Genomic DNA, 22,985 nt, shown 5'->3' on the forward strand with positions numbered 1-22,985 from the left:
AAAGAATGGCCCAATCAGGACTCGACCTCTTTCCTTATACCCGCATGCGCCGTATGCGCCGTGATGATTTCTCTCGTCGCCTAATGGCTGAAAACCAACTTACCGTCAATGACCTTATTTTCCCTGTGTTTGTATTAGAGGGTAAAAACCGTCGTGAAGCGGTTGAATCGATGCCTGGTGTTGATCGTCTCTCAATTGACCTATTACTAGAGGAAGCCAAAGAACTAGTGGACCTAGGTATTCCAGCGGTTGCTATTTTCCCTGTAACCCCAAGTGATAAAAAATCTCTGCTAGCTGAAGAAGCTTACAACCCTGATGCACTTGCGCAACGAACGGTACGCGCATTAAAAGAAGCATTCCCAGAGCTCGGCGTTATCACCGATGCTGCGCTTGACCCTTTCACGGTGCATGGACAAGACGGTATTATTGATGAAAATGGCTATGTCATTAATGACGTCACGACTGAGATTTTAGTAAAACAAGCCTTATCTCACGCCGAAGCAGGTGCTGATGTAGTTGCCCCATCAGACATGATGGATGGTCGTATTGGTGCGATTCGTGAAGCACTCGAAGCTGAAGGTCATATCCACACACGTATTATGGCTTACTCTGCGAAATACGCTTCAAGCTACTATGGCCCATTCCGTGACGCTGTTGGTTCTGCAGGGAACCTAAAAGGTGCAGATAAGAAAACATACCAAATGGACCCTGCCAACTCAGACGAAGCAATTCGCGAAGTTGCACTGGACCTTCAAGAAGGTGCAGATATGGTTATGGTAAAACCAGGTATGCCATATTTAGACGTAGTTCGCCGCGTTAAAGACGAATTCGGAGTTCCGACATTTGCTTATCAAGTTAGTGGTGAATATGCGATGCATAAAGCGGCTATCGACAACGGCTGGCTTGCAGAAGAGGCAATCATCATGGAATCGTTACTTGCATTTAAACGAGCAGGTGCAGACGGTATTTTGACTTACTTTGCTAAGCAAGCAGCAACATGGTTAAAGAACAACCAGTAAGATATTTAACCAAGCTGCGATTAACATCTGCAGCCTAAAAACAAAAAACCCGCAACGAGTGCGGGTTTTTTTATAAAGGTCAAAAGGCTAAATTATTTAGCAGCTTTTTTCTCTTTTTCTGCAGCGATTACAGTTTCAGCTACGTTCTGTGGACATGGTGCGTAGTGTGCGAACTCCATAGAGAACTGACCACGACCAGACGTGATAGTACGTAAGTGGCCGATGTAACCGAACATTTCTGAAAGTGGTACTTCACCCTTGATGCGAACGCCCATTGCGCCTGCTTCTTGGTCTTTGATCATACCACGACGACGGTTAAGGTCACCGATTACGTCACCTACGTTGTCTTCCGGAGTGAATACGTCAACTTTCATGATTGGCTCAAGAAGTTGTGCACCCGCTTTAGGGATAGACTGACGGAAAGCGCCTTTAGCAGCGATTTCGAACGCGATTGCTGATGAGTCAACTGCGTGGAAAGCACCGTCGAAAAGCTCAACTTCAACGTCTAATACAGGGAAGCCAGCTAGAACACCTTCTTCCATCATAGACTTGAAGCCTTTCTCAACTGCAGGCCAGAATTCCTTAGGAACGTTACCACCAACAACTGAAGATGTGAATGTGAAACCTGAGTTAGGCTCACCTGGCTTGATGCGGTAATCAATCTTACCGAATTGACCAGAACCACCAGATTGTTTCTTATGCGTGTAGCTATCTTCGATTTCTTTCGTGATAGTTTCACGGTAAGCAACCTGAGGTTGACCAACAACTAGCTCAACACCGTAAGTACGCTTAAGGATATCTACTTTGATATCTAAGTGAAGCTCACCCATACCTTTAAGGATGGTTTCGCCTGAATCTTCATCTGTTTCAACTTGGAATGAAGGATCTTCTGCAACCATCTTACCGATCGCAATACCCATCTTCTCGTTACCACCTTTATCTTTAGGTGCAACAGCGATTGAGATTACTGGATCAGGGAAGATCATCGCTTCAAGTGTACATTCGTGCTTAGGATCACAAAGAGTGTGACCAGTTTGAACGTTCTTCATACCAACAACAGCGATGATGTCACCTGCTTGCGCTTCAGAGATCTCGTTGCGGTCGTCAGCTTGCATCTCAACCATACGGCCGATACGCTCTGTTTTACCTGTTGCTGAGTTAAGTACTGTGTCACCTTTTTTCATGCGACCAGCGTAGATACGGATGAACGTAAGTGCACCGAAACGGTCGTCCATGATTTTGAACGCAAGCGCTTTAAGTGGCTCATCAGCAGAAACTGTAGCAACTTCACCAGTAGGCTCACCTGTTTCAGGATCAGTTAGAGGTTGTGGGTCAACTTCTGTAGGCGAAGGTAGATAATCTACAACAGCATCTAGTACTAACTGCATACCTTTGTTTTTGAATGCAGAACCACAGTATGTTGGGAAGAACGCAAGATCACGAGTACCTTTACGGATACAACGTTTGATATCTTCTAAAGAAGGCTCTTCACCTTCCATGTAAGCCATCATTAGGTCTTCGTCTTGCTCAACAGCAGACTCAACAAGCATTTCATGGTATTCATCAACTTTGTCTACCATGTCAGCTGGAACGTCTTGTACTTCGTAGTTTTCAGGAAGACCAGTGTCATCCCAAACGTATGCTTTTTTCTCAAGTACGTCTACAACACCGCAGAATTGGTCTTCGATACCGATTGGTAAAGTCATAACTAGTGGGTTAGCACCAAGTACTTTCTCAACTTGACCTACAACGCGGTAGAAGTCAGCACCCATACGGTCTAGTTTGTTTACGAAGATTACACGTGCAACTTCTGATTCGTTCGCATAACGCCAGTTAGTTTCTGACTGCGGCTCAACACCACCAGAACCACAGAATACACCGATACCACCGTCTAGTACTTTAAGTGAACGGTATACTTCTACTGTGAAGTCAACGTGTCCCGGAGTATCGATAACGTTTAAGCGGTGGCCTTTCCACTCACAAGTTACAGCTGCTGATTGGATTGTAATACCACGCTCAGCTTCTTGTTCCATGAAGTCAGTAGTAGACTCACCGTCGTGTACCTCACCAGTCTTATGAATTTTACCCGTAAGCTTAAGGATACGCTCAGTGGTGGTAGTTTTACCCGCGTCAACGTGGGCGAAAATACCAATATTTCTGTACTTCGATAAATCTGCCATTATTTTACTCTTAATAAAGTCGAAAAATTATTCGGCGGGAGTATAGCATTACTTAAAGCGAACATCACCATCGAAGTCGCTTAAAATGCAATCAATTTTATAAAATTTTTCTATGCTAAAGATAAGTGGGACTTTTTAAAGTATCTTGAAATGATTTTACGCTGTAAAAATCACATAAAATCCGCGAACACGCTAATAAAATACCGCCATCTAACCAGTAAGCATTTTATAACAACGTTCAGGTCTACCAATACTGCCATAGCTTTGATCGGCACTGACTTTTTCTGCTTCCAGTAAATATTCAAGGTATCTACGAGCCGTTGAGCGGCTTACCCCAACTAAATCACCCATCTGCTGGGCAGTAAAATCCGTTCCTAGGTTCGCTTCAAATGCTTTTAAAATTTTTTGCAAAGTAAGCTGATCGACACCTTTAGGTAATCTAACTGGCGCTTTTTGCTGCTCTTGTGAGCCAAAGAGGGTATCAACCATAGATTGCGTGACTTCATTTGCATCTGACAAACATTGCTGCCTTGCTTCAAAGCGCGCTAAAGCTTGATCTAAACGATTAAGCATAAGTGGTTTAACTAAAAAATCGCATGCACCAAGTTGCATGGCTTTTTCCAATGTTTCGACTTCTTTTGCCGCAGTTAACAGCATCACTTCACTTTTTAGCTCATTACGACGTAACTCATTTAACAGCTCAAGACCATTACCATCAGGAAGGTGAATATCAAGCAGAATTAAATCTGCATCAACCGCCTGCAATAATGCTTTAGCTGTCGTTAAATTACCGGCAATACCAACCACTTGATATTGTCCTTGGCGCAAAGTTTGACGCGTTCCTTGTTGACCTGCAATACCATGAGGGAGCAATAAGTATTGCGCTAACAGCTGTGCAACCTCGACTTCATCTTCAACTATGACAACCGAATAAGTCATCTTCTTTACCTTTTATATTATAGGCTGATCATTTTTATTATTTTGGAATGTAGACACTTAAGCGTGCCCCCATTAGATCAGACTCACCTATTTCTAAACTACCACGACACGAATCTAAGTTGGTTTTAACTAAATAAAGACCTATGCCATGCGCTGCCCCTGACTTAGAACTGTATTGTGGTGTAAATATCACATCCTTGTCATCGCCTAAACCAAAACCGCTGTCTTCAACATCAAACAACAAGGTTTTACTGGTTTCATCAACCGTAACACGAACCTTCGGGGTACGTGTATCGCTAGCTCGAATAGCGGCTTCAATTGCGTTATCAATCAAATTGCCGAGTATAGAGACAACCCGTTCCAGCATATCCTTACGGGTGATCGATCCCAATAAACTATCTGGGTTAAGCTCAAGTACTACGTTTAGTTCACGGGCTTTATGGTATTTACCGACCAGTAATCCAGCAAGTACCGGATCTTGGATCCTTTCGAGTAAATGATGGATCTGCGCTTGTGAGCCTTTGCTTTCTTGTCCTATTAACTCAATAGCTTGATCCGTTTGCCCCATTTGAATTAACGCACCAATTAAGTTTAGCTTGTTTGAATAATCATGCGTTTGCACCCGCAATAACTCTGCAAAGGCTTGCACTTTGGTTAATTGCTGCGATAAATATTCAAGCTCATCAGCAGGGCGCATACTCAACAAAATACCATCAGCCTGACCTTGCACCTGTAATGCATATCGCGACAACACAATGCGTTTATCGGCAGCAAATAATTCAAAGCCAACAATCGGGCGCTGCTGGTTATGCATTAAAAACTCGGTATGTTCAGGAAGTAAGTCTTCAAGCTTTAATGGTTGATGGATACAGCTAGTCGGTTTGCCAAGAATTTCGCAGGCTCGTTGGTTTAAGTTACGCACATTACCTTCTGGATCAAGGGCGATAATACCGCTACGAACGGTATTCAAAATAGCATCTTGCTCAGAAAAGAGCCGTGCTATTTCATCTGGCTGCAAACCAAAAATAGCATTACGAACCCGTTGACCAATATACACCGCAGCCAAAATGCTCAACCCCACTAACAATAAGCCCCAAAGCATGATTTCGGCGCTTCGAGCACGAATTAGTGGCTCAATCGATTGCACCAAAAACCCCACTGAAACAAGCCCTATTATCTCATCTGATTCAGAATAGACTGGCACTTTTCCGCGAATTGACTCACCCAAGCTGCCTTTCGCAATAGACACATAGCGCTCACCTCTTAGTGCAGCTTGGCTATCACCCCCAACCATGTGCTTACCCAGCTTATTAGCATCAGGATGAACAATACGTGTTGTTTGGCTATCGCCAATAACGATAAAACTTGCTTCCGTTAATTCACGAATTTGCTCTATTTCAATATTAAGCTTTGCGTGGTCTTTTTGTGTTAGTAACGCTTTTTGTACATCATCTCGCGATGCAATGCTCGTTGCTAACGCCAGTGCCTTGTCACCCATGTGACTATGTAGACTCTGCGCTGTGATCTGATACACCAAAGCGCCAAACAACACAGCTTGTAAAACACATAGACCAGTAACCCAAATAATGAGTCGTGTTTCTAAGCGCTTTGGCTTTTTAACCATATGCTGAAATGGGTTTAGCTTATTGGTGTATCTCATCTTACCGCCTTGTGCTACGCATGCTGCTGTGCTTGCGTGGCTGCTTTTTCTTTACGACGTTGGACAATATAATCTTTCAATGGGAACAACAACACTAAGATTGAAATTACGAAAATACTGAGTGTTAATGGGCGGTCCCATAAAAAGCTCAGCGAGCCATCTGAAATCATCATCGCACGACGGAAATTTCGCTCAATCATATCGCCAAGTATAAAGCCAAGTAACAAAGGTGCCATCGGGAAAGCTAACAATCGAAGCACCAAGGCCACCAACGCAAAGCCCACCATCATAAATAAATCAAAGGTGTTAAACGACACTAAATAAACGCCAATTAAGCTAAAGAACAAAATCATCACGGTGAGCACCGATTTAGGCATAGCCAGCACTTTAGCAAAATATGGGATCAACGGCAGGTTCAGAATAAGCAGTACGATATTGCCAAAATACATACTGACAATGACTGCCCAAAACACGCTTGGGTTTTCTTGCATTAACATAGGACCTGGTTGAATACCGTAGGCGATTAAGGCGCCTAACATAATCGCTGTCGTGCCAGAGCCCGGAATACCTAACGTAAGTAGCGGTACAAATGAGCCTGTACAGGCTGCATTATTAGCCGATTCAGGGGCTGCTAAGCCACGCATCGAGCCCTTACCAAATTTATCTTTCAGTGCCTTTGGAGCAAGGTTACGTTCAGTGGCGTAGGCCATAAAGCTGGCAATCGTCGCCCCTGCCCCTGGTAAAACACCGACAATAAAACCAAGTAAAGATGAGCGGCCAACCACTGGAGCCATGTCTTTGACTTCTTCTTTAGTCAGTTTTGTTGAACCAATTTTTGGCGTATCAGGATCATCCAATTTTTTATCTGGCTCAGCTTCAGGGCGCGCCACATTAATCAGTGCCTCAGCCAACGCAAACGTTGCCATTGCCACTAATAAAAAACTAATGCCATCTAATAAATCGGCTTGGCCAAAGGTAAAACGTTCAGTACCCGAAGACGGATCAATCCCTACCGTTGCAAGCATTAAACCAAATACCGTCATCATCATAGCTTTTAAAAATTGCCCTTTATTAGAGAATGCGGCAATGGCCGTTAAGCCTAAAAACATTAGTACAACATAATCAGGTGATTGGAAACTTAATGATACTTTCGCTAATAATGGCGCAGCCACCATCAGTAAAATGGCGCCAATGGTCCCGCCAATAAAGGACGCATAGGCTGCAATAGCCAGAGCTTTACCTGCCTTACCTTGTTTTGCTAGCGGGTAACCATCAAACGATGACGCTACCGTCCCCGCAACCCCAGGCGCATTAATCAAAATAGAAGACGTAGAGCCACCAAATATAGCGCCGTAGTAAACACCGGCCATTAAAATCATGCCCGAATCAGCACCAATGCTGTAAGTGATCGGGATCATCAATGCAATCGCAGTAATTGGACCAAGTCCAGGTAGCATACCGATGAAGGTGCCAACAAAGCAGCCAACAATCACATATAACAAGTTGTTCCAGTCGAGTACGGTCGACAAACCTAACATAATTCCATCAAGCATAACTTAACTCCACAGGTTGCCAGGTACTAAGTAAATGCCCAGTACTTGTGTCATTAAAAACCAAAAAACCACGGCCACAGGCACAGAGGCAAACAACAACACCGTTTTACGGCGTTCGCCCATAATAAAAAAGCCAGCAATTAAAAAGGCACTGGTGGCAATTAAAAAACCAAACGGCTCGAGCATGGCGCTATAGGCAACCATTAACACTAACAGTGCAAAGGTACGTAGTAAGTTGCCCTTACTAAGTAGCTCTGCTTTTTCTGCTGGTGCTTGCTTTAATAAATTGGCACCAATTGATAGTACACACACCACAATACCGAATACGGCATACACTTTAGGTAAGGTTGCAGAAGTAACGCTTTCGTACTCTTCAAATGGCATGAGTGGAATTTGCCAAGCCACAAGGGCGTAAAGGGTAAAGAGGACCAAGAATAAACTTGGTCCAATTAGTTCACGGTTTAACATTAAAAAGTCCCAACTAACCTAGTCTACGAATAAAACCAAGCTCTTCCATGACCACTTTTAGCTGTGCTTCCTGCTGCTCAAGCGCTTTAATAAACGCTTCTTTCTCTTGAAACAGGTTTAACCAACCATTACGCGCACGAACCGCTTCCCACTCAGGTGTTGCTTGTAATTTACGCAACTTTTCTGTGTACTGGGCTAGTTTGTCTGCTGGTAAATCTGGGGTTGCAAAAAAGCCGCGCCAGTTTACGAATTCCATGTCGTAACCTAGCGACTTTAAGGTTGGAATTTCAGGATAATCCGGTAAAGCATCTGCTGAAGTCACAGCTAAAATACGCGCTTGACCGCCATTGGCGACTTCGAGTGCTTCACTTAAGCCCGTTGAAAGTAAGTTGACCTCACCCGACAACAAGCCTGCTTTCGCTTTACCACCCGCATCGTATGGAATGTAACGTAATCGACGACCATCAATACCCGCCGCCTTCACAGCTTGTGCTGCCACTAAGTGATCCATACTGCCGCGCGCTGAACCTCCCGCCACTTTTACAGAGCCTGGATCTTTTTTCATTGCATCAATGACGTCTTGCCATGTTTTATAAGGCGAATCATTACGTACAACAAACGCGCCGTAATCAGCAATCATGCTGGCAACTGGCGTTAAATCACGATAGCTGTAAGGAATTTTGCCTGATAATGCGCGCAGAACGATAGGCGTTGAGTTCACCATCAACATATCGCCTTTTTTAGTGCCCGACTCAATCAAATAAGCAATCGCACGGCCACCGCCGCCACCCGACATATTTTGAAACGACGCATTATCTTCAATCCCCGCTTTTACCATGGCTTCACCCACACCACGGGCAGTGGTATCCCAACCCCCACCTGGACCACCAGGTACTAAAAAGTGTAAGTCAGCTAACGCCAACGGGCTGGTTACTAATAACGAGGCTGCTAATAAAGAGCTCTTAATTGATTTAAACATAGTCATAATGCACAACTCCTAAAATAAGTACTGCATACGAGCGCTGATGCCCATACCTGAATCTTCATCACCTACCAGCGAAGAAGCGCCTGCACCATCAACATCGCTGTAAATCAGGTTGCCCATAAACTTAATATCGCTGCTTAGGTAATATGATGTGCCTAACGTATAAGTAGTTACGTCTGTGCCTTGGTCTTTACTGCTGGCATTCATTTGTGAAACACGAGCCACCAGCTCCCATGCATCTTTAATCCCTTTTGGCTGAACAAATAACGCAGAGCCCGCTTTGTAATTGCGCTGCTGACCACCCAAGAAGTAACTGGCAGAAACATGAAAACCATCAAAGCGCTCACCATCTAATACATTGCTACTATCCACCGTATCGAGGTAACGGCTGGCATATTCAGCCTCTAGCGTGAATGCATTCGCTTGGTAGGCAAATTCAAGGCCTGTTTGCGACATACTATCTAGCGCTGCCGTTTCACCGCCTACCGCGTAATCCACTAAGCGCACATTGGTTTCACGCACTTCACCGCGGGCAAAACGAGCGCTTAAATCATTACCGCCCATATCGCGATAAGAGTGCCAAGCACCTAAATGAATCACATCACCAGGCGCCGCACTTGACCACGTTAAGCGACCTGTTACAGCCAATGTGAGTTTGTCGTCTTCGTCATGGCCTGATGCACCAAACGCATCATTTTTGTAAACACCTACGGCATAACGTAAGCCTGAGTCCTTAAAGTATTGATAAGCTGAAATACCCCAACGGAAGAAAGGTGAGAAGGTATTAGCAAGGGTGCTGCGCTCAATGGTGTTAATGTGCTTAGAACTGGTTAGTGCATTGAGCGACATGTCTTCACGAATTTTACCGGCTTTTACTTTTAAGCCGTTGTCGAATGCATAACGAACACGGGCTAAAACAATTTCAGCCGTGCCTTCTGCAAATTCGAGTAATAGTTTGTGATCCCAGTTACCATGTTCACTTTCAACATAAGTACGGATACGTCGAGGAAAGAAGTCGCTGCCTCCAGCGCCATCATTGTCGGCATTGTAAGCGCCGTCAAAATAGTTGTAATCAAGCTGTACGCGACCACCAAATTCTAGGTTAAAGCCGCTAGATGTTTTTAATGAGTCCACTTCTTTTTGAAGTGCATCGAGTTGTTGCTGTAGTTGTTCAGTGTCGCTTTGTGCGAATGCTGATGTACTTGCTAACGCCGCTGCAACGGCTAAAGCGAGCTGTGTGTTACTTGCTTTCATGAATTACTCCACACCAGATTATAATTATTTGTTGTCGTTGATCGGCCGACTGCAAATGGCGATCTGGTTTGGAGCTTAGTGTTAACGATAGATTAACGAAATGTTTAGGAGGTAAGTTGCATTGATGATAATAAATGGCTTTTTGCTCATAAAATTCATGAACAAAAAGCACATTACTAGGGTTTAGTATAAAATTCAGTCAAATTAGGAGCTTAATTGCTAACTAAAGGTCATTTCAGGTACATCTTCAGAGACAATAAGCTTACCTTGTGTCTTGGCTATAATCTCATCGACTGAGACTCCTGGGGCACGCTCTAATAAATAAAATGCACCGTCTTTAATTTCTAACAATGCCAAATCGGTGATCACTTTATTGATACAACCAACCCCAGTTAGCGGTAAACTACATTCTGTCAGCAGTTTTGACTCGCCATGCTTGTTGGCATGGGTCATAGTACAAATAATGTTTTTAGCACCGGCCACTAAATCCATTGCACCGCCCATCCCTTTAACCAACTTTTTCGGGATCATCCAACTGGCAATGTTGCCGTTTTGGTCCACTTCAAACGCACCAAGCACAGTTAAATCAACATGCCCACCTCGGATCATGGCAAAGCTTTCTGCGGAGCTAAAAATAGCCGCCCCCGTTGCAGCGGTGACCGTTTCTTTACCTGCGTTGATCATATCGGCATCAACTTGGTCTGCACTTGGGTATGGCCCCATACCGAGTAAACCATTTTCAGATTGCAGCATCACTTCGATGCCATCAGGGACATAATTAGCGACCAAGGTTGGAATTCCTATACCTAAGTTAACGTAGTAACCATCCTGTAGTTCCATCGCCACGCGTTTAGCGATTTGTTCTCGTGATAATGCCATCAGCGTGCTCCTTATTGATTTTCTTGCTTAGTGGTAACTTTCTCGATGCGTTTTTCAAATTCACCTTTAATTACCCGGTCAATATAGATACCCGGCGTGTGAATTTGGCTTGGTTCTAGCTCCCCTGGCTCAACAATTTCTTCAACTTCAAGAACCGTAATTTTGCCTGCGGTTGCTGCCATCGGGTTAAAGTTCATCGCCGTATGACGATAAATACAGTTACCGTAACGATCAGCTTTCCACGCTTTAACAATCGCAAAGTCGCCAGTAATACTTGGCTCCAATAAATAGTCACGGCCATTAATATTGCGTGTTTCTTTACCGTCAGCTACTGGGGTACCGACACCAGTAGCGGTATAAAATGCAGGAATGCCCGCACCGCCAGCTCGCATTTTTTCAGCGAGAGTGCCTTGCGGTGTGAGCTCAACTTCCAGTTCACCATTTAATAGTTGCTGCTCAAATAGCGCGTTTTCACCAACGTAAGAGGCAACCATCTTGCTAATTTGTTTGTCTTCAAGCAGCACGCCTAAACCAAAACCATCAACACCACAGTTATTCGATACCACCGTTAAGCCACGGGTGCCTTGACGTTTAATTTGCGCAATCAAGCCTTCAGGAATACCGCATAAACCAAAACCACCGGCTATCACAGTCATGCCATCTTCAAGGCCAGCCATTGCTTCGCTGTAACTTGTAACTACTTTATCAAACCCTGCCATTGGCTCCTCCTATTGTGCAGTCCAACCGCCATCAATGGCGATTGCTTGGGCGGTAATATTGCGTGCTGCATCGGCCATTAAAAAGCTAATGGTATGCAGGATCTCATCTAAGCCAATAAATGCTTTTTTCGGCATCGGTGCTAGCATAATCGTGTCGATCACTTGTTGCTCAGAAATGTCATGCTCTTTAGCTTGCGAAGCAATTTGTTGCTCCACAAGCGGCGTTTTTACATACGCAGGGCACACGGTATTAATGGTGATATTGGCATCATTAGTTTCAAGTGCCATGGTTTTAGCAAAGCCGATTAAGCCATGTTTGGCAGCGACATAAGCCGACTTATATTTAGATGCCACCATGGCATGAATTGAGCCAATATTAATGATGCGACCAAAATCTTGCTCACGCATGCGAGGGAGTACGGCCTTGGTCATCATCGCAGGGCCAACGAGCATAACTTGTTGCAAGAACTGCCATTTATCTGCCGGAAAATCTTCAAGCTTTGCAACGTGCTGAATACCCGCATTATTAATAAGTACATCAATTGGCTGATTAAGCTCAGTGAAAAACTGCTCTATTGCATCACTATCAGCCACATTAAGTGCATACCCTTCGGCGCTGCCACCTTGCTCAACAATGCCTGCCGCCGCTTGTTGTGCTGCTTGCTGATTTAAATCAGTAACAATAATAGTGTGACCTTGCATCGCCAGTTGCTGTGCAACATATAATCCAATACCACTGGCTGCACCGGTAATTAAAACCGTTCTGCTCATCGGGCTACTCCTCTAAAAACTCACTGATAAGCTGCGCTTTAGGGGCTATTGAGAAGATGCCATCAAGGTGTCCCCAGCCCCCTTCAATTTCTGAAATCTCAACGTCTTTACCTGCCGCTTTCATGGTGTCAAACACTGTACGCATGTTTTCAGGGCGAAGCAGTAAGTCGTTCGTTGCGGGTAGCAATAATGTTTTGGCAGAGACATTTTTAAGTGCCGTTGTTAAATCACTTTGCATGCCAGCGGTAAATAGTTGTGATGCCCGGACCAAATAAAGTACATGGTTGGCATCTTGCGTTTTCGCTCGTGCCATTGCCCGCTCAGCTAATACTTGGTTTAACTTAGGCAAGGTACGAATATCTTTTAATGCGCCTTCATCTAATACGTTAAAGTCAGGGAAGCTCGCGTTATAAATAATGGGATGCATCGCATCTTGCGTAATATTAAGCATGGTTGCCGCTAAGCCATCTAGCGGGCGCTCTTTGCCGTAGTAATTACCTTGCTGCCAGTTTTTATCTAAACGAATTGGTAACGCCCATTTTTCAAGTGCAGCGACTGTCCATGCATCCATCGTTGCAGCGCCAATCACATGAATTAAACGCTCTACTTTATCTGGATAACGTGTTGCCCACTCAAGTGCTTGAAACGACCCCATTGATGCGCCCATCACAGCATGTAATTTAGTGATACCTAGGCTGTCGAGTAAACGCTTTTGCACATTAACAAAGTCAGTAATCGTGACCACAGGAAAATCTAAACCGTAAGGTTTGCCTGTTTTTGGATTAGTTGACGCAGGACCTGTGGTGATTACATTTTCATCATGCCAGTTGGCATTCACTAAGGTATCTGAGCTAATCACATAATATTTATTCGTATCGATAGCTTTACCTGGGCCGATAATCGCATCCCAATAACCCGGTAGGGCGTCATCCGCTTTATATTTACCTGCGGCATGAGACGTACCAGAGAAGTAATGAGTGATTAAAATCACGTTATCTTTATTGGCGTTTAGTTTTCCGTAACTTTCCCAGCCAATGTCCACTTGCTCTAAGGTCACACCAGACACAGTGGTAAAATCTTTTGTTGTAAAATGCTGTTTTTCCACCAGCATGGTGTCGGCTTTGTTTGCAGCGCCAAACGCGGTGCTACTAAATACAACCAGCCATAGCAAAATTATTAATTTGGTTTTCATTGCTGTTCCTTAAAAGAAAATAAAGAGTCCGAGTGCCAATGCGACACCGATAAGCGGAATGACCGCAGTCAGCGCTGCCATTGACCAATACGCTCGTTGATGCGTTTCTTTACAGATAGCGCGTATCGTTGTAACCACATAGCCATTATGTGGCAAGGTATCGAGTGCTCCAGAACTAATCGCCACCACACGGTGTAGTTGTTCAGGGTTTACACCCATGTCTAAATAACCCGGTGCGACAAGCGGTAATGCAATGGCTTGCCCGCCAGAAGCAGAGCCTGTTAAGCCGGCAATCACACTAACCGCAACCGCAGCACCAACCAGTTCATTCCCCGGCATATGGGTCATCACATCGACAGCGGCAGTAAATGCTGGTGACACTTTCGCCACAGCGCCAAAACCAACCACGGCAGCGGTATTACCGATTGCCACTAAAGCACCGGTTGTACCCACATTAATAGCATTACCCATATCGTGAAAATGCTTAAAGTTGATAATCACAATACTCAATACACCACCAAGTAAAGCGACAATCAGCGCTGTTTGCTGCAGTACATCATGTAACGTAAATGATAAGAGTAGCACCACGATTAGCGGGATCACGCCTGTGATTGGATGCGGACGACGACGCTCAATAATGACAGGATCATCATCACGCGCTTCAAAGGTTTCGCCATTAGCAACGGCTTTTTTGATCATCTTGTTCAACCAAAAGTAACCTGCTGTCGCCATGAAAATAGCGACCACTAAGCTCACTTCCCACGCTGCATAGGGTGACGTACCAAGGTGCTTAACCGGGATCCAGTTTTGAATTTCTGGCGAGCCAGCTGAGGTCATGGTAAAGGTCACCGAACCAAATGCTAGCGTTGCTGGAATAAAACGGCGCGGTAAGTTTGCATCTTTGAATAGACTTAATGCCATTGGGTAAACAGAAAACGCAACGATAAAGACGCTCACGCCACCATAGGTTAAAACAGCACAGGCAATCACAACCGCAAGAACGGCGTGCTTCATACCTAATTTACCCACAATGTAGCTTGCAACACTGTCTGCAGCACCGGTGTCTTCCATAAACTTACCGAATAGCGAACCCAGTAAGAACATAAAGAACCACGCACTTAAGAAGCCTGCAAAGCCATCCATATAGGCGTTAATAAAGTTTGTATCTGCCGATACAGGGAAAATGGCCATGCCACTACTAAGTGCAACTAACAGTGCACAGATTGGCGCAGCGATAAATAAATTTACCCCACGCAGCGTTAAAATGATCAGCAGTATTAAACCGCCTAACAGTCCTATCATGCTCAGCATAGACATTCCTATAATTATTGTTATTACACAGATGAGGTGACATCGGAATAATGCTTTTAGTCTTACCTTAAGCGTTCTAAAAATACATAACACTAAGGTACTATCTGCTTTAAAAATAGCTTAATTGCTTGATAAATAAAGGGCTGTGGTGGGTATAGCACTATGGTACTAATTCAATTTTTGCAACTATCTTCTACATTAACTGACAGGTGACACGGGCAAATCTTATTCAGTCTTCGGCAACATCGATGTGAGTGGCCATAAGACTAATGACAACAATAACAAGGAATACAACATGATAAAGCTTAACCCAAAAGTCGCGCCACTTACTCTGGCTGTATCACTTGCTTTGGCAGGTGTCAGTGCTCAAGCGGCAGAACAAGCCGAACCTGCAGCAAAAAAAGGTGAACTTGAACGTATTCAGGTAACAGCACGTAAAACCGTTGAAAATCTGCAAGAAGTGCCTGTTGCTGTCACTTCAATTGGTGTTGAAGAACTGGCAGAAAACGGCATCGTCGTCATGACCGAAGTTCAGCAGTTTTCACCCAATACCACCTTGCAAGCCAGTCGTGGTACTAACTCTACCATTACTGCGTTTATTCGTGGTGTAGGTCAGCAAGATCCTCTTTGGGGTTATGAGCCAGGCGTAGGTATTTATATTGATGATGTCTACCTTGCTCGTCCACAAGGTGCCGTGCTTGACCTACTTGATGTGCAACAAATCGAAGTATTACGCGGCCCACAAGGAACGCTTTACGGTAAAAACACCATTGGTGGTGCAATTAAATACGTCACCAAAGAAATGAGCGGTGATGCCACGTTAAATGTACAGGGGACTGTGGGCAGCTATAACCAGAAAGATTTAAAGATTACCGGCCAATTACCGATTGTTGACGAAAAACTTTACGTAGGCTTTGGGTTTGCAACGCTTAACCGTGATGGCTTTGGTGAGTTTTTAACATCGGCTCTTGATAACCAAGACCGCGAAAACTACAACAAAGACGTGACCGCAGCACGTGTAACACTCGAATATACACCGACTGATGACTTATTCTTTCGCTTAGCGTGGGATAAAACAGAAGACAAATCAAACGCAAAAGGTGGCTACCGTTTACTACCAAGCCTACTAACCGATGCGCCAGTTCCAGACAGCGTGTATGACTCATACACGAGCTTACCAACATGGAACAAAGTTGAACTTGAAGGCTACAGCCTGACTGCTCGTTGGGATATAACTGACTACACCAGCATTAAATATGTCGGTTCAAGCCGTGAGAGCTACTCACCAACCAACATCGACTTTGATAATACTTCAATTCAAATTTTCGATGTTCCTGCAATTTACGATGATGAGCAAACCACTCATGAATTACAGCTAAACCATCAAGGCGATAACTATAAACTGGTTTCGGGTCTTTATTACTATGACGGTGAATCATGTGGTCAATTCCAAGCTATCTTGAAAGTATTAGGTCAGGCATTAGGTGGCCCAAGCTTAACCCGTGAAACCGGTGGCTGTAGTAACTCAACAAGTAAGGCGGCTTACATCCAAGGTAGTTATGACTTTAACGAACAATGGTCAATGACATTGGGCGCGCGTTACACCAAAGACAAAAAAGAGGCGAATGTTTATAACGGTTTAATTTTTGATACTGTTTATCCAGAATCAGATTGGATCTCAGGTTACACTCGCCCAGAAGGCCAACTTGTACCGACGGTACTCGATGATGAGGAAGAATGGTCACGCTTCACACCGCGTGCAGGTGTTGAATACCAGTATTCAAACGACATCATGTTCTTTGCAAGTTACGCGCAAGGCTTTAAGTCAGGTACGTTCAACCCTCGGGCAAGCACAGCAGAGCCCGCTGCAAAACCAGAAATTGTTGATTCATTCGAAATCGGCATGAAGAGTGAGTGGAACAATAACTTACGTGCAAACGTCACCTTATTCTCACTCGACCATAAAGATCGTCAATATATTTCTGTGTTACCAGGTGAAACAGATGCAGATCTAAACCAACGCTTAGGTAACATTGGTGAGTCAACATCTGATGGTATTGAGCTTGAGCTTAACTATGTAGCATCTGAATCGCTCAGCTTTGATACATCAATAGGTTATATTGACAGTAACTTCGATAACGTGATTGATTTTGACCCTGTAACAGGTGAGCAATTCGATAAATCAGACCGTTTTACAGTATCAAACACACCTGATTTAACCTTTAATCTGGGTGCAACGTACCGTATGTACACAGAAATGGGCGACTTTGTTATTAATGGTAACTATTACCACAGAGGCGACTATGCGCTATTCGAAGAAGATAGTCTATTAACGCAAGATGCTTACGGTATCTTTAACATGGGTATTACTTGGTACAGCACAGATGGTCACTGGACTGCGGGTCTTTACGGTAAAAACTTAACGGATGAAGAGTACATGATTGGTGGTTACCAGTTCGTGGCACCTGATCCAACAGACCCAACAGATACCAGCAAATACACCCCAGGTTTAGGTGGTGATAATACGCTAATTGGTTACTACGGCGACCCTCGCACTGTAGCCTTCACTGTTGGTTACCGTTTCTAAAATAGAATCTAGATCCTTGTGTGAGAAAGGTTTGTCTGACACTTCCCCTCAGGCAAACCTTGTTTCAAAAGGCAAAATCACTTATAACATAACGCATTGGAGAATCGAGGGAATGTCTTTAGCTGTGAACACCATAATCGCCGATGATCACCCGTTATTTAGAAGTGCGCTGCGTCAAGCTGCCGCGACATCAGTGCCAGAAGAACATATTAAAGAAACCAGTGACATTGAGGGTTTGTTTACACTGTTAAGCGCTCACCCTGAGATTGAACTGATATTTTTAGACCTTACGATCCCAGGTGCAAATGGCCTACAAGCCCTCTCGCAACTGCGTAACCACTACCCAGATATCTTAGTCATCATGGTCTCTGCCAATGAGACACCAGCTATAATCAAACAAGCTATGAGCCTTGGCGCTGCTGGTTATATTCCGAAGTCATCTTCTTTAGATGTCATCAGTGAAGCAATTAGCCATGTACTTAATGGCGATACGTGGTTACCACCTGAAGTAGATTTAACCGATGTGGTGATCAACGACGAACAAAGCGAATTTGCTCGTAACCTTGAAAAACTAACCCCCCAGCAATACCGCGTACTAGCGATGATTGCCGACGGTTTATTGAATAAACAAATCGCCTTTGAAATGTCGATTCAAGAAACCACAATCAAACAACATGTGTCAGCGATTTTACGTAAACTCAATGTCTATAACCGCACCCAGGCAGGCATTTTGTTTAATCAACTTTCGCAGGTTGGCAAAATCGAAGAAAGCTAATTTAAGCATTCACTCCCAGTTTTAAAACTCGCTTTCCCAGTAGTGGGAAAAGTTCACGCTCCAAAAAATAACAAGCTGTTATTTTTCAATACCTTAACAATTGGCACAAAACTCGCCTTAGCTATTCCATGATTATTTAAATTTCTCAGTATCATGGATTTAGACAGCACACTAAAACGCAAACCTCAGCAATCAAAAGCTAAAAAATGGCTTATGGCTGCAGCCATGGGCGTGTCGGCTCTTGGCGCTTTAATGGTGTATCAATGGGCGACACCCACTGTGGTTGCTGCAAGCCAACTACAAATAGCGACCGTAGAACAAGCCGACTTTGTGGTAAAAATACGTGGCTTTGGTCGTTTAAAACCAAAGTATCAACGTTATTTAACCAATACCGACACCGCAATGGTCGAAGCTATCCATGTTTACCCTGGCACTATCGTTAAAAAAGACACGGTGATTTTAAGCCTCGTCAACCCACAGCAAGCACAGCGTTTGTCGGTCGCTCGACTAGAACTTGCTCGCCAAAAAGCCAGTGTTAATGAGCAAAAAATTAACCAGCAAAGCGAGCTACTTGAGCGCCAAGCGAATCTCGCCATTTTGAAAAGTGAGCTGCAAAGCGCAGAGCTCAGAGTCGATGCTGAAAGCAAACTGATCGAGCAAGGGATTGTTTCAAGCCTCGATTACAAACGAAGCGTGCTTAACGTTGCACAGCTTACAGAGCGCGTAAGGATCGAGCAGCAACGCCTTGCACAGCTTAAAGAAATGCATTTACAACGTAGTAAAATACAGCAAGAACTATTAAGCCAATTTGAGCTTAATTATCAAGTTGAGCAACACGCTTTTGATCAGCTGCAAATAACGGCAGATATCGATGGCATGCTACAAGAATTGAATGTTGAACTTGGCCAAAACCTCGTGCCGGGTACCCGCCTTGCGGTAGTTGGCTCAAACAAAGCACTAAAAGCAGAGCTAAGCGTTAAGCAAGCTGACGCCGAAAAAGTGGCACTCAATATGGCAGCGAAAGTAAACACTTTTAGCCAAGCAGAGCAAGGTGAAGTTGATGCCAAAGTCACCCGAATTGACCCTATCGTTACCGATGGTCGAGTTATTATAGAGCTTGATTTACAAGGCACACTGCCTGCCAATGCCCGCCCCGATTTAAGCATTGAAGGCTATGTGGTTAGCAACATTATTCCCGATGCGTTAACCATTAACGTGCCACAAAAAGCACAAGCACACAGCAAAGCTACGCTGTTTAAACTTAATCCAAATACCCAGTTAGCAACGCCAATCAATATCGAATTTGGTACACTCAGTGACAATCAAATTCAACTTTTGAGCGGTGCCACCGTGGGCGAACAGCTGATCATTTCAGACCTTTCTAAATGGCAGCATTTGGCAACAATAAAAATCGAACAGGACAGTTTATGAAAACCAACACGCTTATCTCATTAAACAAAATCGCCAAAGTTTATCGCGGCCAAAATGTTGAAACCTACGCATTAAAAGACATCAGCCTGAATATAAACCAAGGTGACTACATCTGCATTAGCGGCCCTTCAGGCTGTGGTAAATCGACGCTGCTGTCATTATTAGGCTTACTCGATAGCCCAACTGCTGGCGACTATTTCATTAAAGAAGTCGACACAAAAACCCTCGATATGGATCAGCAAGCTGAACTAAGAAACCTTCATATTGGTTTTATATTTCAGTCGTTTAACCTAATTGATGAATTATCGGTTTTTGACAATGTGGCACTGCCGCTCACTTACCGAGAGCCAGCCATGAGCCCAAGCGAAATAGAGCTTGCGGTAAAACAAGCCCTTGATGAAGTTGAAATGGGCCACCGTGCCCAACACAAACCCAATCAATTATCTGGTGGTCAGCAACAGCGTATTGCCATTGCCCGCGCACTGGCTGGTAAGCCAAGCATTTTATTGGTGGATGAGCCGACCGGTAACCTAGACTCAAAAAATGGTGATGCTGTCATGGACTTGCTTGATGAGCTGAATAAAAAAGGCACCACGATTTGTATGGTAACCCATGATTTACGTTATGCAGGGCGCGCTAAAACGCAACTTAAGTTGCTAGATGGTGAAATTGTTTCCTACTCTGAAGCTCGCCAATCACCTAGCAGCGACACTGCCGAGCATGCACTCGAAAGCGCTGAGGTGATGTAATGAAATTAACTAAAACACGCGCTCAACTGAGCTTAGCATGGGCATCATTAATGAATGCACCGGGCTTTGTCACTGCGGTTATCGCAACGCTTGCTTTAACACTGGCAACCTTGTTTGTGGTGCTTAGCCTTGTTAACAGCTACTTTTTAAAGCCCCTTGATGTGTACGATGAAAGCCGCATGGTGGTGGTTGAGCAATCTCTTACTTATGATGACTACGATGCCACCGGCTTTCAAAGCTATCAATCGATGGTGCATTGGCTTAAGCATAATCAAAGCTTTGAACAAAGTATGATGATCAATGCGGGTGAGCAAATCTTTGCAAACCTTGATGGCGAGCCTAAAGAGCCTGTGCTGTATGTTGGCGGCAACTACTTTGACTTATTAAACACGCCATTTTTAATGGGACAGGGTTTTGACCTTGGAGAAACGCTAGAAACACCTGATGACCGCGTTGTTATCTCTGCTAACTTTTGGCGCAAGCATTACAACAGCGACCCGAACATTATTGGTAAAACACTTTCAGTCATGGCGGGTGAAACCGATTACGTTCACCGTATCGTCGGTGTTGTTGATGACTCATTCAGCCCACCTTACATGTTTAAAGCAAGCGATGTTGAAGTATGGTTTCCATCAAGTGCTGACCGCCGTTACTTTCACAATGATGATTGGCAAAGCCCGTGGACAAACACTTTTAAAAACCTAAAACTGATTGCAGTTTTAAAGCCTGGGGTCACCATAGATCAAGTTAAAGTCGATTTAAAACAGCAGATTGATACGGTTAAATCAGAGTGGCTAAACAACGGGGGGATCACCGATGTAAAACCTGAAGTAACTCCTTATCGTGACGTTGAGCTGGGTAATAACGATGACTTAAGCTTAATGATGTTAGCCGGTGCAGTAGGGCTACTGATTATTGCAGTACTTAACGTCAGTACTTTATTCTTCTCGCGCGCTCTTGCTCAACATAAAACCCTCGCCTTGCAGGCGGTGTTAGGTGCTAAACGCAGCACGTTATTTAAAAGTATCTTTTTACAGTCACTAATTTTAATGACCTTATCGGTAAGCATTGCACTGTTTTTATCGGTATGGGGCATACGTTTATTTAAAGTATTGGCAGAAAGACGATTACCACTGGTTAACAGCTTGGCGGTTGATAGCACGTTGGTCATTGTTGCCATCATACTGTGTATTGCTCTTGCTTATATTTTCTCTGTAATTACAGCGCGTTTGGTGAATTACAAAACCCTAAATACGCAAATGCAGAACAGTGGAAAAGGCGGGGTTTCGCAGGTATCTGGCCGTACAGTGCGTATTTTAATTGGCTCACAAATGTTTGTTGCCGCGCTGCTTGTTAGTTTTTCGGTGATGGTAGTCAGTAAAGCCATGGGCACGATTAACCGCCCACTCGGCAGTGATACCGAAAACCTGTATTTTGCCAACCTGTTCCAACCAAATAATCAAATGTCATTGGCGGAGCGCTACGAACATATGCTGCAATACAAGCAGGTTTTACTTGATAGCCAAGGCATTGATGATGTTGCTCTGGGTCACAGCCCAGTATCAGCAAGACAAAATGCCAACACCCTGACTGATGTAAACGGTAAAAGCTCAATTTTCTTCCCTAGTCAGTGGGTAGGGCCTGATTACTTTGCGTTAGTTAACACCAAAATTCTCGCTGGCCGCACCTTTAGCGAACAAGCTATACGTGGTGAAACCAACGAGATACTTGTCTCGGTCAGCGTTGCAGAGAACTTATTACCAAGCCAAGACTATCGAAAAATCATCGGCAAGAGCTACCAAGGCTTAGAAGAAAAGATGTATGAAGTGGTTGGTGTAACCGAAGATTTTAATCACCCTAAATACTACGATGAGTCGTTTGGTCGTCATATTTGGTGGCCAGCAACACCGTATAGCTACATGTTCACTATCAAAGCTTCTGAAGGCGTTAAGCTAACAAATAAACAAATACTTAATACGCTAAAAGAAAAGAACAGCGATCTAACCATGTGGCAGTTTAATGACCTGCAACAAGAGTACGACAATTTACTGTATATGAGCCGTCTGACTGTGGTTCTGTGTAGTACCTTAGCGCTATTTACTCTATTATTAGCAGCAATTGGTATTTTTGGGGTACTAAGCTACAACCTAGGTCTGCGCCGTTATGAGTTTGGTATTCGTATGGCATTAGGTGCAAAAAAAGCACGCTTATTCAAGCTGATGAGTGTTGAAGCTATTATCCCTGTGCTCATTGGCTTTGCGGTTGCTCTCGCTGTGGTAATGATAGGTTTTTACATGTTGCAAGGCCAGCTAATGTCTTGGCTGATACTTGATGTAAGACTGCAATTACTTGCTTGGAGTATTACCTTATGTATTGCGCTATTCGCTTGCTTTAGACCTTTGGTTTTACTGCTTAAAGCAAAACCTATGGCCGCACTGCGTAACGATTAACAGCACAAAATGGCAGCTTTAGTTTTAGCTTAAGCTGCCTCAACAGGATAATAAGAAAACATC

Annotated in this window: 18 protein-coding genes; 6 read left to right on the top strand and 12 right to left on the bottom strand. The window is 44.1% G+C overall.

The window, feature by feature from the left end:
• Positions 1-5: 5 nt before the first annotated feature.
• Positions 6-1,019 (top strand): porphobilinogen synthase, encoded by a 1,014-nt coding sequence (hemB, locus tag LY624_RS16600; RefSeq protein WP_062567514.1) that lies wholly within the window; start codon positions 6-8, stop codon positions 1,017-1,019.
• Between the two features lie 92 nt (positions 1,020-1,111).
• Here hemB and fusA read toward each other — a convergent pair whose 3' ends face one another.
• The 12 genes from fusA to LY624_RS16660 all read right to left on the bottom strand — a co-directional run bounded on the left by fusA (position 1,112) and on the right by LY624_RS16660 (position 14,930).
• Positions 1,112-3,199, bottom strand: a complete 2,088-nt coding sequence (gene fusA, locus LY624_RS16605) for an elongation factor G (RefSeq protein ID WP_130150958.1) — start codon at positions 3,197-3,199, stop codon at positions 1,112-1,114.
• A 210-nt stretch (positions 3,200-3,409) separates the two neighbouring features.
• On the bottom strand, positions 3,410-4,138 hold the full coding sequence (locus tag LY624_RS16610; RefSeq protein ID WP_130150957.1) for a response regulator: 729 nt from the start codon (positions 4,136-4,138) through the stop codon (positions 3,410-3,412).
• A 37-nt stretch (positions 4,139-4,175) separates the two neighbouring features.
• A complete protein-coding gene (locus LY624_RS16615) occupies positions 4,176-5,798 on the bottom strand; it encodes a sensor histidine kinase (RefSeq protein WP_341803517.1) in 1,623 nt (540 codons plus the stop codon).
• Between the two features lie 14 nt (positions 5,799-5,812).
• Complete coding sequence (locus LY624_RS16620; protein ID WP_130150955.1) at positions 5,813-7,351, bottom strand: tripartite tricarboxylate transporter permease; 1,539 nt, start codon at positions 7,349-7,351, stop codon at positions 5,813-5,815.
• A gap of 3 nt (positions 7,352-7,354) precedes the next feature.
• Positions 7,355-7,819: a tripartite tricarboxylate transporter TctB family protein gene (locus tag LY624_RS16625; RefSeq protein ID WP_130150954.1), complete on the bottom strand. Its 465-nt coding sequence runs from the start codon at positions 7,817-7,819 to the stop codon at positions 7,355-7,357.
• A 13-nt stretch (positions 7,820-7,832) separates the two neighbouring features.
• Positions 7,833-8,798 carry a Bug family tripartite tricarboxylate transporter substrate binding protein gene (locus LY624_RS16630; RefSeq protein WP_130150990.1) on the bottom strand — a complete coding sequence of 322 codons (966 nt, stop codon included), beginning with the start codon at positions 8,796-8,798 and terminating at the stop codon, positions 7,833-7,835.
• An 18-nt stretch (positions 8,799-8,816) separates the two neighbouring features.
• A complete protein-coding gene (locus LY624_RS16635; protein ID WP_237120251.1) occupies positions 8,817-10,058 on the bottom strand; it encodes an OprO/OprP family phosphate-selective porin in 1,242 nt (413 codons plus the stop codon).
• A 219-nt stretch (positions 10,059-10,277) separates the two neighbouring features.
• On the bottom strand, positions 10,278-10,937 hold the full coding sequence (locus LY624_RS16640) for a CoA transferase subunit B (protein ID WP_130150952.1): 660 nt from the start codon (positions 10,935-10,937) through the stop codon (positions 10,278-10,280).
• An 11-nt stretch (positions 10,938-10,948) separates the two neighbouring features.
• Complete coding sequence (locus LY624_RS16645) at positions 10,949-11,656, bottom strand: CoA transferase subunit A (protein WP_054552327.1); 708 nt, start codon at positions 11,654-11,656, stop codon at positions 10,949-10,951.
• A 9-nt stretch (positions 11,657-11,665) separates the two neighbouring features.
• Complete coding sequence (locus tag LY624_RS16650; protein ID WP_130150951.1) at positions 11,666-12,427, bottom strand: 3-hydroxybutyrate dehydrogenase; 762 nt, start codon at positions 12,425-12,427, stop codon at positions 11,666-11,668.
• A 4-nt stretch (positions 12,428-12,431) separates the two neighbouring features.
• Positions 12,432-13,619 (bottom strand): E22 family MetX-like putative esterase, encoded by a 1,188-nt coding sequence (locus LY624_RS16655; protein WP_130150950.1) that lies wholly within the window; start codon positions 13,617-13,619, stop codon positions 12,432-12,434.
• Positions 13,620-13,628: 9 nt separating this feature from the next.
• Positions 13,629-14,930, bottom strand: coding sequence for a GntP family permease (locus tag LY624_RS16660; protein WP_054552324.1), 1,302 nt, complete (start codon positions 14,928-14,930; stop codon positions 13,629-13,631).
• 295 nt (positions 14,931-15,225) lie between these two features.
• Here LY624_RS16660 and LY624_RS16665 point away from each other — a divergent pair, with 295 nt between their 5' ends.
• From LY624_RS16665 to LY624_RS16685, 5 genes are all read left to right on the top strand, one after another.
• Positions 15,226-17,517 carry a TonB-dependent receptor gene (locus LY624_RS16665; protein ID WP_341803518.1) on the top strand — a complete coding sequence of 764 codons (2,292 nt, stop codon included), beginning with the start codon at positions 15,226-15,228 and terminating at the stop codon, positions 17,515-17,517.
• A gap of 112 nt (positions 17,518-17,629) precedes the next feature.
• Positions 17,630-18,292 carry a response regulator transcription factor gene (locus LY624_RS16670; protein ID WP_130150948.1) on the top strand — a complete coding sequence of 221 codons (663 nt, stop codon included), beginning with the start codon at positions 17,630-17,632 and terminating at the stop codon, positions 18,290-18,292.
• 153 nt (positions 18,293-18,445) lie between these two features.
• Entirely contained in the window at positions 18,446-19,723 is a 1,278-nt protein-coding gene (locus LY624_RS16675) for an efflux RND transporter periplasmic adaptor subunit (protein WP_341803519.1), read from the top strand.
• A complete protein-coding gene (locus tag LY624_RS16680) occupies positions 19,720-20,472 on the top strand; it encodes an ABC transporter ATP-binding protein (RefSeq protein ID WP_341803520.1) in 753 nt (250 codons plus the stop codon). Before LY624_RS16675 ends, LY624_RS16680 begins: the two co-directional genes overlap by 4 nt.
• Positions 20,472-22,922, top strand: a complete 2,451-nt coding sequence (locus tag LY624_RS16685; protein WP_341803521.1) for an ABC transporter permease — start codon at positions 20,472-20,474, stop codon at positions 22,920-22,922. The genes LY624_RS16680 and LY624_RS16685 overlap by 1 nt, the downstream gene beginning before the upstream one ends.
• Positions 22,923-22,985 lie beyond the last annotated feature (63 nt).

Origin of the sequence: Pseudoalteromonas sp. N1230-9, assembly GCF_032716425.1 — a bacterium.
In the GTDB taxonomy this organism is placed as follows: Bacteria; Pseudomonadota; Gammaproteobacteria; order Enterobacterales; family Alteromonadaceae; genus Pseudoalteromonas.